This window comes from Nonomuraea sp. K271, assembly GCF_009908215.1.
Lineage (GTDB): Bacteria > Actinomycetota > Actinomycetes > Streptosporangiales > Streptosporangiaceae > Nonomuraea > Nonomuraea longispora.
Genome location: NZ_JAAAHR010000021.1, coordinates 69,584 through 83,181, shown reverse-complemented (window position 1 = coordinate 83,181; position 13,598 = coordinate 69,584). Strand labels below are relative to the sequence as shown.

Annotated in this window: 16 protein-coding genes; 13 read left to right on the top strand and 3 right to left on the bottom strand. The window is 70.9% G+C overall.

Annotated elements, in window-relative coordinates; all coding sequences use genetic code 11:
• The coding region (locus GUY59_RS10395; RefSeq protein ID WP_212746157.1) for a hypothetical protein at positions 1-191 on the bottom strand (191 nt) is incomplete at its 3' end.
• Positions 192-281: 90 nt separating this feature from the next.
• The gene (locus GUY59_RS10390) at positions 282-710 is read right to left on the bottom strand and encodes a CBS domain-containing protein (protein WP_138199948.1); all 429 of its coding nucleotides are present in this window, start codon (positions 708-710) and stop codon (positions 282-284) included.
• 131 nt (positions 711-841) lie between these two features.
• On the opposite strand from GUY59_RS10390, the gene GUY59_RS10385 reads away from it, so the two are divergent.
• The 12 genes from GUY59_RS10385 (at position 842) to GUY59_RS47380 (ending at position 12,174) form a co-directional block, all read left to right on the top strand.
• Positions 842-2,236 carry an aminopeptidase P family protein gene (locus GUY59_RS10385; RefSeq protein ID WP_138199947.1) on the top strand — a complete coding sequence of 465 codons (1,395 nt, stop codon included), beginning with the start codon at positions 842-844 and terminating at the stop codon, positions 2,234-2,236.
• A 141-nt stretch (positions 2,237-2,377) separates the two neighbouring features.
• Positions 2,378-3,169, top strand: coding sequence for an MlaE family ABC transporter permease (locus GUY59_RS10380; RefSeq protein ID WP_165960066.1), 792 nt, complete (start codon positions 2,378-2,380; stop codon positions 3,167-3,169).
• Positions 3,169-4,026 carry an ABC transporter permease gene (locus tag GUY59_RS10375; protein WP_132340833.1) on the top strand — a complete coding sequence of 286 codons (858 nt, stop codon included), beginning with the start codon at positions 3,169-3,171 and terminating at the stop codon, positions 4,024-4,026. Before GUY59_RS10380 ends, GUY59_RS10375 begins: the two co-directional genes overlap by 1 nt.
• A 4-nt stretch (positions 4,027-4,030) precedes the next feature.
• Positions 4,031-5,050, top strand: a complete 1,020-nt coding sequence (locus GUY59_RS10370) for an MCE family protein (RefSeq protein WP_138199946.1) — start codon at positions 4,031-4,033, stop codon at positions 5,048-5,050.
• Positions 5,050-6,093 (top strand): MCE family protein, encoded by a 1,044-nt coding sequence (locus tag GUY59_RS10365; RefSeq protein WP_138199945.1) that lies wholly within the window; start codon positions 5,050-5,052, stop codon positions 6,091-6,093. The genes GUY59_RS10370 and GUY59_RS10365 overlap by 1 nt, the downstream gene beginning before the upstream one ends.
• Complete coding sequence (locus tag GUY59_RS10360; RefSeq protein ID WP_138199944.1) at positions 6,093-7,118, top strand: MlaD family protein; 1,026 nt, start codon at positions 6,093-6,095, stop codon at positions 7,116-7,118. The genes GUY59_RS10365 and GUY59_RS10360 overlap by 1 nt, the downstream gene beginning before the upstream one ends.
• Positions 7,115-8,134 carry an MCE family protein gene (locus GUY59_RS10355; protein ID WP_138199943.1) on the top strand — a complete coding sequence of 340 codons (1,020 nt, stop codon included), beginning with the start codon at positions 7,115-7,117 and terminating at the stop codon, positions 8,132-8,134. The genes GUY59_RS10360 and GUY59_RS10355 overlap by 4 nt, the downstream gene beginning before the upstream one ends.
• On the top strand, positions 8,131-9,144 hold the full coding sequence (locus GUY59_RS10350; RefSeq protein WP_138199942.1) for an MCE family protein: 1,014 nt from the start codon (positions 8,131-8,133) through the stop codon (positions 9,142-9,144). The genes GUY59_RS10355 and GUY59_RS10350 overlap by 4 nt, the downstream gene beginning before the upstream one ends.
• Positions 9,141-10,577: an MCE family protein gene (locus GUY59_RS10345; RefSeq protein ID WP_138199941.1), complete on the top strand. Its 1,437-nt coding sequence runs from the start codon at positions 9,141-9,143 to the stop codon at positions 10,575-10,577. Before GUY59_RS10350 ends, GUY59_RS10345 begins: the two co-directional genes overlap by 4 nt.
• The gene (locus GUY59_RS10340) at positions 10,574-11,383 is read left to right on the top strand and encodes a hypothetical protein (protein ID WP_138199940.1); all 810 of its coding nucleotides are present in this window, start codon (positions 10,574-10,576) and stop codon (positions 11,381-11,383) included. The genes GUY59_RS10345 and GUY59_RS10340 overlap by 4 nt, the downstream gene beginning before the upstream one ends.
• A gap of 17 nt (positions 11,384-11,400) precedes the next feature.
• Positions 11,401-11,988: a 4'-phosphopantetheinyl transferase family protein gene (locus GUY59_RS10335; RefSeq protein ID WP_132332472.1), complete on the top strand. Its 588-nt coding sequence runs from the start codon at positions 11,401-11,403 to the stop codon at positions 11,986-11,988.
• Positions 11,989-11,997: 9 nt separating this feature from the next.
• Positions 11,998-12,174 (top strand): hypothetical protein, encoded by a 177-nt coding sequence (locus tag GUY59_RS47380; RefSeq protein ID WP_165959562.1) that lies wholly within the window; start codon positions 11,998-12,000, stop codon positions 12,172-12,174.
• 6 nt (positions 12,175-12,180) lie between these two features.
• On the opposite strand, the gene GUY59_RS10330 is transcribed toward GUY59_RS47380, so the two are convergent.
• Positions 12,181-13,095, bottom strand: a complete 915-nt coding sequence (locus tag GUY59_RS10330) for a cation diffusion facilitator family transporter (RefSeq protein WP_138199939.1) — start codon at positions 13,093-13,095, stop codon at positions 12,181-12,183.
• A gap of 34 nt (positions 13,096-13,129) precedes the next feature.
• Between GUY59_RS10330 and GUY59_RS10325 the strand changes: the two genes are divergently transcribed.
• Positions 13,130-13,588, top strand: coding sequence for a MarR family winged helix-turn-helix transcriptional regulator (locus GUY59_RS10325; protein ID WP_171055334.1), 459 nt, complete (start codon positions 13,130-13,132; stop codon positions 13,586-13,588).
• Positions 13,589-13,598: the final 10 nt, after the last annotated feature.

Here is a 13,598-nt window from a genome sequence, read left to right as displayed (position 1 = left end):
GGCTGGGACGGCACGGGCTGGGAGGGGACCTCTTGTGACGGGACGGGCTGCGTCGGCGCCGTCGGCTCGGGAGCGCCCGTCACCTCGGTCGTCACCGTGATCCTGGGCGGCGGCGCCTGCGTCGACGTGCTCGCCCCGAACCCCACGAACACCCCCAGCAGGAACCCGAGGAGGGCGGCGAGCCCCGACACGAGCAAGATGATCGTCGGACTGCTCGTCGCCCGGGGATACTCAGGTGGAGGAGGAGGCCCGTACATCACGGACCCAGCGTCCCATCACTGTCAACGATGGAGATAGTCGACGAGCGACGCCTTCTCCGCCTCCAGCTCCTCGATCGCGCTCTTGACCACGTCGCCGATGCTGACGATGCCGACGAGCCGGCCACCGTCGACCACGGGCATGTGCCGGACCCGCTCGGTGGTCATGGTGCGCCGCAGCGACTCGACGTTCTCGCCGGGGCCGACCGTGTGGACCTCGGCGGTCATGATGGCGGACACGGGGTCGTCCAGCACCGCGGCACCGCGGTCGTGGAGGCGGCGTACGACGTCGCGCTCCGACACGATGCCCTCGATGACGGACCCGTCGCTGGAGACCACGACGGCCCCGATGTTGTGCTCGGCGAGCTTGGCGAGCAACTCCCGCACGGTCGCGGCCGGCGTCACGGTCGTGACCTCACTGCCCTTGCCGCGAAGAATCGTCCCGATGAGCATCTGCACCACCTCTGCCCCTCAGTGTTCCAACCCCCGCGTCACGGCAAACTGCCCCCCGAGGATGCAGTCATGCGGTCCCGTAGGCTGCCTGCCGTATCCACGTACGGCACGAAGATCCGAAGGACCGCCGCATGACCGAGCCGCTCAACATCGGAAGCCACGACCTGCCCGTAACCGACGAGCTGGCCGCGTTCATGCGGACCGGCTGGGGGCCGTCCCGGCGGGGCGAGGTGAGCGCACGGCCGATCGCGCCGTGGGCCGCCAAGCGCCGCGCCGCGCTGACCGCGCGCTTCCCCGGCGAACGGCTCGTGATCCCGTCGGGCACGCTCAAGGTGCGCAGCAACGACAGCGACTACCGGTTCAGGCCGCACAGCGCGTACTCCTATCTGACGGGCGCGTCGGAGTCCGACGACGTGCTGGTGATCGAGCCGTCCGGCGAGGCGGTGCTGTACGTCAGGCCGCGCGCCCCGCGCGAGGAGGGCCAGGAGTTCTACCGCGACCGCCGCTACGGCGAGTTCTGGGCGGGGCCCCGGCCCGATTTGGCCGAGGCCGAGGAGATGTACCAGCTGCGCTGCGCGCACATCCGCGACCTGGAACTGGAGGGCCGCCCGGCCAGGGTCCTGAGGGGCGTCGACGCCTCGGTGGACGCGCGGGCTGCGCGCGGCGGCGGCGACGCCGAGCTGGAGTCCTTCCTGTCGGAGATGCGGCTGGTCAAGGACGAGTGGGAGCTGGGCGAGCTGCGGCACGCCGTGGACGCGACGGCACGCGGGTTCGAGGACGTCGTCCGCGCGCTGCCGCAGGCCCTCGGGCACCCGCGCGGCGAGCGCCACCTGGAGGGCGTGTTCGGGCTGCGGGCCCGGCTCGAGGGCAACGCGACCGGCTACGACAGCATCGTGGCCGCGGGGTCGCATGCCTGCGTGCTGCACTGGATCCGCAACGACGGCCGGCTGTCGCCGGACGACCTGCTGCTGATGGACGCGGGCGTCGAGGCCGACACCCTCTACACCGCCGACGTCACCCGTACGCTGCCGATCTCGGGGCGTTTCGACGCGGTCCAGCGGCAGGCGTACGAGCTGGTGTACGAAGCGCAGACGGCGGCCATCGCCACGCTCAGGCCGGGCGCCCGCTTCCGCGACTTCCACCTGGCGGCCATGCGCGTCATCTGTGACGGCCTGCGCGACTGGGGCCTGCTGAAGGGCTCCACCGACTCCCTCATGGAGAGCGGCCTCTACCGGCGCTACACGCTGTGCAGCAGCGGCCACATGCTCGGGCTCGACGTGCACGACTGCGCACGGGCGCGGGCGGAGGTCTATCTGGACGGCGTGCTGGAGGAGGGCCACGTGCTCACCGTGGAGCCCGGCCTGTACTTCCAGCCCGACGACCTGACGCTGCCCGAGGAACTGCGCGGCATCGGCATCCGCATCGAGGACGACCTCGTCGTGACCGCCGACGGCGCCGCCCTGCTGTCCGGCGGGCTTCCCCGCCACCCCGACGAGATCGAGTCCTGGATGGCCACCCTGGCGTAACGGGCCGGTCACGTTTCGTGCGGAGCTGACAAGGTGTGAGCTGCGTCTCATACCTTTTCCTCAAATTCCCGCCAGAGCATCGACTGCCGGTCAACCCGTCAGTAGGGTGACTGATCCGTAGGCGGCGGAGGTGGTCAGCTGATGGCCTTGTCCGGGTTCGTCGGACGTAGGGCCGGGTCGGTGCTCGGCCAGGTCGGTGACCTGTTCGTCATCGTCCTGGAGGGGCTGCGCCGCAGCTGGGACGTACGCCGCTGGTGGTGGGAGTTCGTCGACCAGTGCTGGTTCCTGGCCCGCGTCACCAGCGTGCCCGTCCTGCTCGTCTCCCTGCCGCTCGGCGCGACCGTGGCGCTCCAGGTGGGCGAGCTGGCCTGGCAGCTGGGCGCGGGCTCGGCCACCGGCAGCGCCGTCTTCGTCGGCCTCATCCGCGAGGTCGCGCCGCTGGCCAGCGCGCTGCTGATCGCGGGGGCCGGAGGCAGCGCGATGACGTCCGACATCGGCGCGCGCAACATCCGCGACGAGCTGAGCGCGATGGAGGTCATGTCGGTCAACCCGATCCACCGGCTGGTCACCCCGCGCATGTGGGCGGCCAGCACGATCGCGGTGTGCCTGTGCCCGCTGGTCATCCTGGCGGGCGCGAGCGGCGGCTACTTCTTCAACGTGATCGTGCAGGGTGTCACGCCCGGCGCGTACTTCGACGGCGCGCTGTCGCTGGTCGTCGCCTCCGACCTGTACGTCACCCTGTTCAAGGCCTGGATCTTCGGGTTCATCGCGGCGGCGGTCGCCTGCTACAAGGGCATGACCTGTGCGAGCAGCCCGGTGGGCGTGGGGCGGGCGGTCAACCAGTCGACCGTGGTGACGTTCATGCTGGTGTTCACGTTCAACTACGTGATCTCCGCCGTCTACTTCCTGGCCTACCCGCCGAGGTCGCTCTGATGGCCATGACGCGCACGGCGGGTCCCAGGCTCGCCTTACGTGGCCGGGACATCGCCGAGCGGTTCGCGTCGCTGGCGGACTGGCCGCTGTTCGTGTGGAAGGTGCTCTTCTACTCCGTACGCGACGTGGTGCTGCGGCTCAAGTACGCCAAGGTCGTCGTCAGGCAGGTCAGCGACGTCGTGGTCGGCGTCGGGGCCACGGTCATCGGCGGCGGCATGGTCTTCGTGGTGTTCACGATGGCGTTCGTCGTCGGCGCGACCGTCGGGCTGCAGGGCTACCAGGGTTTGCAGGCGATCGGCGCGGAGTCGTTCATGGGCCTGGTGGGCTCGTTCGCCAACGTCCGCGAGATCACCCCGATCATCGCGGCCACGGCCCTCGCGGCGCAGGTCGGCTCGTCGTTCACGGCGGAGCTGGGCGCGATGCGCATCTCCGAGGAGATCGACGCGCTGGAGGTGATGGGCATCAACGCCTTCACCTACCTCGTCTGCACCCGCGTCGTCGCGGCGCTGCTGGCGCTGATGCCGATCTATCTCATCGCGTTGTTCGCCAGCTTCTTCGCCACGCGGCTGATGTGCACGGTGTTGTTCGGGCTGGCGCCCGGGGTCTACGACTACTACTTCTACCTGTACCTGCCGGTCAGCGACATCCTGTTCAGCGTCTCCAAGGTGGGCGTGTTCGCCTTCGCGGTGATCGTGATCCACTGCTTCCACGGCTTCCACGCCACCGGAGGGCCGGTGGGCGTGGGCGTGGCGGCGGGCCGCGCCATCCGCCAGTCGATCGTCACGATCGTGCTGCTCAACCTGCTGCTGTCGTACCTGTTCTGGGGCGGCGGCGGCAACATCCCGCTGACGGGGTGAGCCGGTGAGCCGATCCGACCTCTCCCTCCCCGCGCGGGCCGGCGTCGCGCTCGCCCTGCTCGTGGTGCTCGCCGCGGCCACGCTGTACGTCGTACGCACCGCCACCGAGATCAGCGGCACCAGGGTCGACGCCGTGTTCGCCCGCGCCGGGCAGGGCCTGGACGCCAACTCCCCCGTCAAGATCCGCGGCATCACGGTCGGCGACGTGACGAACGTGTCGCTCGACGCCAAGGGCGACGCCGTGGTGACCATGCACGTCGAGCCCGGCGTCAAGGTGCCCGCCTCCACGGTCGCCTCGGTCGAGCCCACGTCGGTGTTCGGCCCCAAGTACGTCAACCTCAAGCCCGGCTCCGGCGAGACCACCGGCCCCTACCTCCGTAGCGGAGCCGTCATCACCGACACCGAGGGCCCGCTCGACCTGTCGGACACGCTCGGCGCCGCCTACCGCGGCCTGGACGCCGTCGACCCTCGCGAGGTCGCGGTCATCGTGCACACCCTGGCCAAGGGCCTCGACGGGAAGGGCGAACACCTGCGCGAGCTGATCACCGACGCGGGCGCTCTCGTCGGCGTCGCCCACCGGCACCGCGACAGGGCCAGGCGGTTCCTGCGCGACGGCGCCCTGCTCGGCACCGCGCTGTCGGACAAGGGCGACGAGATCACCGGGATCTCCTCCGACGTCAACGTGATCACTCCCGACCTGCTGGAGCGGGCGGACAAGGTACGGGCCCTGCTGCAGGAGGTCACCTCGGTCAGCGGCCAGACGGCGCACGGGCTGGCCAGGCACCGGAGCAACCTGCGGGCCGGCGTGCACTCCGGCGAGCGGGTCGCCGCGCTCATCTACGCCCAGCTCGGGCTGGCCGGCGACGGAGTGCGAGGCCTGAACCGGCTGGTCGACCTGCTCAACGAGCTGATCGAGGCGCCGGGCCCCGGCGGCACCCGCCAGCTGCAGGTGGAGGCGTTCGTGGCGACCGACGTCTGCGAGCTGATCGTGGGCGTCTGCGGCCCCACCGACGGGAGGCGCTGATGGAGCGCACCCGCCGCTGGTGGACGTTCGCCAAGTTCGTGCTCTTCATCGGCCTGACCGTGACGCTGATCGTGGTGATCAGCGTGCAGATCGCCCGGGTCGGCACGGGCGGCGGCTACCGGCTCGTCGCCACGTTCGACGACGTGTCCGGGCTGGTGGAGGGCGACCAGGTCAAGATCGCCGGCGCGCCCGTCGGCCAGGTGGACACCATCAAGGTGGTTCACGGCCGGGCCGAGGTGACCATGGAGGTGCAGGACACGGTCAGGGTGCCGGCCGACACCGAGGCCGCGGTCCGCTGGCGCAACGCCATCGGCCAGCGGGTGATCTACCTGCTGCCCGGCACCGCGCCCGGCATGCTGCCGCCCGGGTCGCGCATCGCCCGCACCACGTCCGTCGTGGACATCGGCGAGCTGGTCGGCGACCTCGGCCCGCTCACCCGCAGCCTCGACCCCGACCAGATCAACCAGTTGCTCACCGCCGCCGCCAAGTCGCTCAAGGGCAACGACCGCAACATCCCGAGACTGCTCGACAACGTCAACGCCATCACCGCCACGGTCAACGACCGCAGGAAGACCATCGAACAGCTCCTGCGGGACTACGCCACCGTCACCGGCGTGGTCGCCAGGCGCGACAAGCAGCTGGAGCAGCTTGTCGACAACCTCGTCACGCTGACGGAGGCGTTCGCCGGCAACCGCGAGCTCATCGACGACGCGCTGGTGGAGCTGTCGGCGACCGTGCACACCTCCAACGAGGTGCTCGGCAAGAACGCCGGCGAGCTCGGCGCGCTGGTCGACAACCTGTCCGGCCTGACCGGCGGCATCAGGAGGAACGCGGACGACATCGGCAGGACGGTCAGCACGTTCCCGCCGCTGTTCGCCCGCGCCCGCTCCACCGTCGAGCGCGGCCGCTACTTCATCACCGCCGTCCCGTGCGTGGCGCTGGGGCCCGCGCCCTGCCCGTACCCGATGAAGGAGCCGCCGCCGCTGCGCAACACCCGCGTGCAGAGCTCCAAGGACCTCCAGAAACTGCTGGTGGGCGACTGATGGCGCTCAAGTCCTTCCGCGACCGCAACAAGATCGCCGTCGGCCTGGTGTCGGTGGCCACGCTGGCCACGCTGCTCGTCGCGACCTTCCTCGTGGGCACGCTGGGGCTGCTTGAGAGGGGCTACCACATGTCCGGAATCTTCGTGGACTCCGGCGGCGTACGCACCGGCAACGACGTGCGCGTGGCGGGCGTGCGCGTCGGCGAGGTCACCGAGGTGCGCCCCGACTACGCGCGCGGGCACGTGGTCGTCACCTGGAAGGTCGACGAGGACGTACGCCTCGGCCGTGGCACCCGCGCCGACATCGCGCTGTCCAACCTGCTCGGCGGCCGCTACGTCAAGCTCACCGGCCCGGTCACGCCCCCCTACCTCGACCAGCTGCCCGAGGCGCAGCGGCGCGTCCCCGTGACGCGGACCGGCGTGCCCACCCTCGTCAACGACGCCATCAACGACGCGACCCGGCTGGTCGAACGGCTCGACACCGAAGCCGTGGACGAGCTGCTCACCGAGCTCGGCAAGATCGACACCTTCAAGCGCGGCCGCGTCACCCGGCTGCTCGAGAACGTCGGCGACCTGTCGGAGACCATCAGCAAGAGCGAGCCGCAGCTGCGGCGGCTGCTCGACAACGGCACCAGGATCATGAAGATCATCGAGAAGAAGGACGAGCAGCTCGCCCGACTGGTCGACGCCATCGGGGTCATGCTGGCCGAGCTGCGCCACCGCCGCGCCGAGCTGCGTACCCTCCTCGGCGACGGCAGCGACCTGGTACGCAGCACGAACCGGCTCATCGACCGGCACGAGAAAAGCCTTGTTCGGGTCCTCGACGACAACGCGGCCATCACGACGAGGCTCGGCGACGACAACAAGCAACTCAACTCGCTGCTGGCGTGGGCGGGCCCGACGTTCTCCGGCCTGTCCACGATGGGCGGCCAGGGCCCGTGGCTGGAGGCCATCGCGACAGGCCTCGGTCCCATCGACCCCGAGGTGCTGGCCGCCATCGCCAAGGACAGGAGGGCCGCCCGATGACCCGGCTCGTCACCGCGCTGCTGGCCTGGGCGTTCCTCGCGTCGGGCTGCTCCGTGCCGGGCGCGCAGCCGTACCGGCTGGTGGCGCTCTTCAGCAAGGCGCCCTCGCTCTACGAGGAGGCGCGGGTGAAGGTGATGGGGCTCGACGCGGGTTACGTCGACGACATCGGCATCGAGGGCGACCGCGTACGGGTCTCGCTCCGCGTCGACCGCCACGTGCCCCTCCCCGCCGGCGTCAAGGCCGTGGTCGCGCCGCAGAACACGCTGGGCGAGCGCAACGTCGTGCTCTATCCCCCGTGGAAGCCCGGCGACCGGCGCGTCCAGCCAGGAGCGACGATCCCGCTGGAGCGTACCGAGCTTCCGGTGGAGATCGACGACGCGCTCGACGCCTTCACCGAGCTGACCGACGCGCTCGACGACGAGAAGCTCGGCGACGTGGCCGGCGACCTGGCCGACGGGGTCAGGGGACGCGGCAAGACCATCGGCGACGCCGTCAGCGACACCTCAAGGCTCACCGGCGTACTCGCCGAGCAGGACCGGCAGCTCGTCGCCCTGGCCAAAGGGCTGAGCCGGCTGGCCACCGGCCTCAACGAGCGAGAACGCCAGGTGACGGGCGCGATCGACTCCTTCGCCGAGGCGAGCTCCATCCTGGCGGAGGAACGGCGCCGGCTGCGCGGGTTCGTCTCCAGCATGGCCGGCTTCGTCCGCCGCGGCGACGTGATCATCGAGCAGTACGCGCAGCGGCTCCCGCAGGCCGCAAGCACCCTGGCCGAGCTGGTCCTGACCGTCAGGGCCAACAGCGCCTCCGCAGCGCAGGCGGTCAAGGGCGCGGCCGACTTCGCCGACGTGATCATCGACTCGTGGGACAGGGACCAGCACGTGCTCAAGATCCGTGTCGTGCTGAACGCGCTGACCAGGGCGTGGCTGGCTCCGCTGTTCGACTCGCTCGGCCTCGGCGACGTCCCGTGCCTGCCCGCCGGACTGAGCAACTGCCCCTTCCAGAGGAGGCCGCGATGAGGGCGGGCGCACTGGCCGGGCTGCTCGTGCTGTCGCTCACGACGTCGTCGTGCTCGCTGCAGACGCTCGGCGCGATTACCGGTGACCTGACTCTGCACGCCGTCTTCGACGACGTGCAGAGCCTGGTGGCGGGGCACAGCGTGCAGATCTCCGACGTACGAGTGGGCACCGTCACCGGCATCCGGCTACAGGGCTACCGGGCCAGGGTCACCATGTCCATCACCTCGGAGCACCGCGTGCCGGAGGGCAGCACCGCCACCGTGGCCAAGACGTCCGTGCTGGGCGAGAACTACGTGCTGCTCGCCCCGCCCAAGGGCAAGGACCTGTCCACGGGGCCCTACCTCAGGAGCGGCGCCACCATCGCCCGCACCTCCGTCGAACCGGACATCGAGCAGGTCACCGCCAAGGCCGGGCCGCTCATCGAGGCGCTCGGCGCGCAGGACGTGAACGCCGTCCTGGACGCCGCCTCGACCGCGTTCGCCGGCCAGGGCGACGACGTCAACAAGCTGATCAGGCAGACCGCCGAGGTCACCGACGCCTACGCCGCCGCCCGCCGCGACCTGGGCACCAGCATCGACACCCTGGCCGAGCTGGGCGACGACCTCGCCAAGGGCGGCACGGAGCTGGACCGGCTGCCCGGCACCCTCGCCGCCGCCACCACGCGCATCGCGCACGGGCGCAAGCACGTCAAGAAGACCATCGTCGCGCTGACCAGACTCGCCAAGGAGGCCAACCTCACCGTCTACCCACGTCACGCCGCGCGGTTGCGCACGCTGCTACGGGAGCTGGCGGCCATCTCCTCGGCCATGCAGCGCGGCAAGGAGGACCTGAAGGCGCTGGTGGCCAAGCTGCAGAAGTTCATCGACGCCCCGCCGATCACGGTCAACGGGCAGGTGCTGATCTACCTGTGGCTCAAAGGTGTGCTGGTGCCCCAGCGGCGCGACGCCGACCGGCCCGCCCTGCCGAACAGGATCGAGGACTTCCGCCTGCTCCTGGAGCCGCCGCGATGAACAGGCGCATCTACGTCAACCTCGGGTTCTTCGTCGTGCTGGGCGTCGTCATGACGCTGTGGGCGTTCAGCACGATCATCCGGCTCGACGCCATCGAGCGGCCCTACCGGGTGTCGGCCGAGTTCGTCTCGTCACCCGGCCTCGTGCGCGGGTTCGACGTCGCCTACCTGGGCGTCCGCGTCGGCAAGATCGGAGACGTACGGCTCGCGCCCGGCAAGATCGTCGTCGGTCTCGACATCGACAGGGAGATCCGGCTGCCGAAGGGCGTCTCGGCCGAGGTGCGGCGCAAGTCCGCCATCGGGGAGCCGTACGTTGAGCTCTCGCCGCCCGCCACCGGAGCGGGCGGCCCGCGGCTCGCGGCCGGTGACACGATCACGCTGGGCAGGACGTCCGTGCCGCTCGACTACAAGAAGGTGTTCGAGGGCGTCGGCAAGCTCCTCACCGCCGTGCCGCCCGAGGACGCCAGGGCGATCACCCACGAGCTGGCCGTCGCCCTCGACGGCCGGGCGCCCGCGATCAGGCGCATCATCGACGACGCCCACACCCTGACCGGCACCCTCGCCGACAACACCGAGGTGCTCGACGACCTGGCGGTGCAGCTCACCCGGCTCACCCACACGCTGGCCGGCAAGCGGGGCGAGCTGGCCTCCGGCATCACCGACCTCAGCAAGGTCACGGCAGCCCTGCGCGCCTCCCGCGGCGACCTCAACACCTTCCTCGACCGGGGTCCGGGCGTGTTCGCCCAGCTCGACGAGGCCGTCCGGCGGTCGAGGCCGGGGTTCTCGTGCCTACTGACCGCGGCAGGGCTGCCGCACGAGCCGATCTTCTCCCCTGAGACCGAGCGGAACGTGCACCACCTGCTGAGCGTCATGCCGACCGCGTTGAGCCTGGCCGACGACATCAGCGACCGGCGCGGCGACACCGTGTACGGCAGGGCGTCGTTCATCTTCAGCGTTCCCGGGGGGCCGCAGCCGGCCGAGGAGTACGCGCGGGCGGCCGGACCGCCCACCGTGCCGAAGCTGCGCGCCTGCCCGGACCGCGCGCCCGCCACCGACGCCTCCGACGAGGGCGCCCGTACCGGCCGGGACCGGGATGCGCGGGACACATCCGTACGACGCGACGCCGCCGCGCGACCGGACGGCACGGGCCGGCCGGACACCTCGAACCGGCCGCGGGCCTCCGCGCGGCCCGATGCCTCGGCCCGGCCGGACGCCTCCGTGCGACCGGACGCCGGGGACGCCGCCAGGCCGGGCCGGAGCCCTCAGCCCGCACCATCGTCCAGTGACGTGACCGCCGCCGGCGCCACGTCCCCTGACCCGCCGAACACCGCGCCCCTGATTGCCGCGATTTTCCTCGCCGTAGTGGCCTTTGGTGGCATGGTGGGCTGGATCGCCGCGGGTCGGGCCGCCCGCCGCCGTGAGGAGTCACGATGACCACCGAGCAGGATCTCTCCGCAGCCCCCCGCACCGACGAGGCCCGCGAGGAGACCTCCCCCGCCGACACCCCACCCGCGAGCGCCGCCCTGACCGTGACCGCACGATCCGAGACCGCACGATCCGAGACCGCACGACCCGAGACCACACCACCCGAGACCACACCACCCGAGACCACACCACCCGAGACCACGCCGTCCGAGATCGCGGACGCTAGGGGGACGCCGGGCGACGGCGCGCCGGCCGGGCGGTTCGGCAGGGTCCGGGTTTTGTGGACGCTGACGGCCATGGTGGTGGCCGTGATCGCCGCCACCGCCGTACTGCAGGGCATCTCCGCCGCCCAGGCCCGCGACGCCCGCGCCGCGCTGGAGGCCGAGCGGGCGCTGCGCCTGGAGGTGTCGGGAGCCGCAGGCGCGTTCAGCAAGGCCCTGCTCAGCTACGACTACCAGAACCTGCAGACCACCCGATCCTCCCTGGCGGCCCAGGCCACGGGCGACTTCCTGAGCACGTACGACGCGGCGTTCGGCGGCGCGATGGCGCAGGTCATCGTCAAGCTCAAGGCCACTTCGCAGGCCACGGTGCGCGAGGTCTACCTCGCCGACGTGGACGAGGCCACCGCGCACGCCATCGTGGTCGTGGATCAGCAGGTGAACACCTCGGAAGCGATCCGCTCGGTCAAGGACTCGCACCTTAAGATCTCCCTTGTGAAGGAGAAGGGCACCTGGAAGATCCACGACGTGACCGTGCTGGGCGCGTCCTCGGAGGACCAGTACACCCTTGACGGCGACGAGAAGAAGAAGGACTGACGATCGTCCCTTTGGCGATGGGCGGCCGCCCCGACGAGGTGCGGGCCCCCGACGACTGGCTGACCGACGTCGAACGCGAGCGGGCGGCGCGGTTCAGGTTCGAGGCTGACCGTGACTGCTTCGTCGCCGCGCACCTCCTCGTGCGCGTCTGCGCCGCCGCCGTGCTCGGCGTCGAGCCGCGCGAGCTGACGCTGCTGCAACACTGCCATCTGCACGGCCCCGGGCACGGCAGGCCGTCCATCGAGCAGGCTCCCGAGCTGGGGGTCAGCTTCAGTCACACGCGCGGTTACGTGTGCGCGGCCGCCGGGCCCGGCAGAGTCGGCGTGGACGCCGAGCACGTGCCGCCCGGCCCGCTCGACACGCTGCTGGCCGACCGGGTGCTCAACCGGCGCGAGCGCGCGCTCGTCGCCGGGAACGACGAGCTGATCAGGCACTGGACCCGGAAAGAGGCACTGATCAAGCGCGGTGAGCTGACCATCGACAAGCTGCGTGCCTGCGAGGACGACCTGTCGGGTCGGCACCTGCTGGAGTGGAGCGCCGGCCCGGACATCAGGGTGGCCGTCATCACCGACTCTCCCGCGAGGAGGGCGGCCATCCCCGAATAGACTCTGGGCATGTTCTACCGCAAGCCCCTTGAGGAGCGCATCGCCGACCGCATGGCGCAGCGCAGGCCGCTCGAAGAGGGCAAGACCTTCGAGCACGGGCCGGCCAAGTTCGTGTTCGTGTCGCTGATCGTCGCCGTCGTGCTGATGCACGTCGTCGGCGTCGCGATCGTCATGGCGTTCACCTGAGCGACGTCAGCGGCGGGTCGGGGTCGGGTCGAGGAAGACGTGCTTGACCCCGGGCACCTGGGCTCGCAGCCGGCGGTCCACCTCCTCGCAGGCCCGCTCCACGCCCGCCGCGCTCGACTCGTCCCTGAAGTCGATCTTCGCGGCGACCAGGATCTCCCCGGGTCCGATCAGCATCGTGAGCAGCTCGACCACGTCCTCCACCTCCGGCTGCGCCAGCAGCACGGCCCGGATGCCGGTTTCCGTCCGCTGGGTGACGGCCTGGCCGATGAGCAGCGACATGTTGGCCCGGATCAGGGTGAGCGCGACGGCCAGCAGGAGCAGGCCGATCATGACCGACGCCGCGCCGTCCCACAGCGCCGAGCCGGTGAGCTGCGAGGCGACCAGCCCGGCGGCCGCGACCAGCAGCCCGCCCAGCGCGGCCGCGTCCTCGAACAGCACGGCCTTCAACGCGGTGTCGGACGTCATGCGGGCCAGGCGCAGCATGCCGACCCGGTGCCGGGCGGCCTCGCCGCGCAACTGCGTGAGCCCCCGCGCGAACGAGACGCCCTCGAACACGAAGGAGGCCGCCAGCACGATGTACGCCGGCGTGAGGTTCGACAGGTCCTCGCCGTGACCGATCTCGTGCAGGCCGTTCGTGACGGAGAATCCGGCCCCGCCCACGAGGGTCGTGACCGCCGCCATCAGCGCCCAGACGAAACCCGCCTTGCCGTGCCCGAAGGGGTGCCGCCGGTCGGCGGGCCTGCCCGAGCGGCGTACCGCCACCACCAGCAGCAGCTCGGTCACCGTGTCGGCGGCCGAGTGCGCCGCCTCCGACAGCATGGCCGCCGAGCCGCCCACCAGGCCTGCGACGAGTTTGGCCAGCGCGATGGCGAGGTTGGCGGCGGCGGCCACGAGCACGGTGCGCAGGCTCTCCCCCTTCATGGGGTACAACTTTAGGTGCGCTAGATTGGGGATCATGAGCGCGCCTCGCTGGCTTTCTCCCGCCGAACAGCGTGCCTGGCGCACGCAACTGGCGCTGCACAAGCTGCTCATGCACCGGCTCGACCGCGAGCTGCAGGAGTTCTCCCTCACGGTCAACGACTACGAGATCCTGGTCAACCTCTCGGAGAGCCCCGAGCGGCGTATGCGCATGAGCGATCTGGCCGAAGCCACGATCCAGTCGCGCAGCCGGCTGTCGCACCAGATCTCCCGCATGGAGGCCAAGGGCCTGGTCACGAGGGAGGACTGTCACGACGACCGGCGGGGCACGTTCGCGGTGCTGACCGACGAGGGGTGGGAGACGATCCAGCGGGTGGCGCCGTTCCACGTGGCCGGCGTGCGGGAGCACTTCGTCGACCGGCTCACCGACGACCAGCTCGAAACGATCGAGGCGGCCTACGCGCCGATCGTGGAGCAGTTGAAGAAGCTGCGCTGACACCCAACCG

What these genes read in the sequence shown, in the direction of transcription:
- GUY59_RS10325 (WP_171055334.1), top strand. Translation starts at nt 13,130, where the DNA reads ATGAGCGCGCCTCGCTGGCTTTCTCCCGCCGAACAGCGTGCCTGGCGC.
- GUY59_RS10335 (WP_132332472.1), top strand. Translation starts at nt 11,401, where the DNA reads ATGGGCGGCCGCCCCGACGAGGTGCGGGCCCCCGACGACTGGCTGACC.
- GUY59_RS10385 (WP_138199947.1), top strand. Translation starts at nt 842, where the DNA reads ATGACCGAGCCGCTCAACATCGGAAGCCACGACCTGCCCGTAACCGAC.
- GUY59_RS10365 (WP_138199945.1), top strand. Translation starts at nt 5,050, where the DNA reads ATGGAGCGCACCCGCCGCTGGTGGACGTTCGCCAAGTTCGTGCTCTTC.
- GUY59_RS10355 (WP_138199943.1), top strand. Translation starts at nt 7,115, where the DNA reads ATGACCCGGCTCGTCACCGCGCTGCTGGCCTGGGCGTTCCTCGCGTCG.
- GUY59_RS10375 (WP_132340833.1), top strand. Translation starts at nt 3,169, where the DNA reads ATGGCCATGACGCGCACGGCGGGTCCCAGGCTCGCCTTACGTGGCCGG.
- GUY59_RS10380 (WP_165960066.1), top strand. Translation starts at nt 2,378, where the DNA reads ATGGCCTTGTCCGGGTTCGTCGGACGTAGGGCCGGGTCGGTGCTCGGC.
- GUY59_RS10340 (WP_138199940.1), top strand. Translation starts at nt 10,574, where the DNA reads ATGACCACCGAGCAGGATCTCTCCGCAGCCCCCCGCACCGACGAGGCC.
- GUY59_RS10330 (WP_138199939.1), bottom strand. Translation starts at nt 13,095, where the DNA reads ATGAAGGGGGAGAGCCTGCGCACCGTGCTCGTGGCCGCCGCCGCCAAC.
- GUY59_RS10350 (WP_138199942.1), top strand. Translation starts at nt 8,131, where the DNA reads ATGAGGGCGGGCGCACTGGCCGGGCTGCTCGTGCTGTCGCTCACGACG.
- GUY59_RS10390 (WP_138199948.1), bottom strand. Translation starts at nt 710, where the DNA reads ATGCTCATCGGGACGATTCTTCGCGGCAAGGGCAGTGAGGTCACGACC.
- GUY59_RS47380 (WP_165959562.1), top strand. Translation starts at nt 11,998, where the DNA reads ATGTTCTACCGCAAGCCCCTTGAGGAGCGCATCGCCGACCGCATGGCG.
- GUY59_RS10360 (WP_138199944.1), top strand. Translation starts at nt 6,093, where the DNA reads ATGGCGCTCAAGTCCTTCCGCGACCGCAACAAGATCGCCGTCGGCCTG.
- GUY59_RS10345 (WP_138199941.1), top strand. Translation starts at nt 9,141, where the DNA reads ATGAACAGGCGCATCTACGTCAACCTCGGGTTCTTCGTCGTGCTGGGC.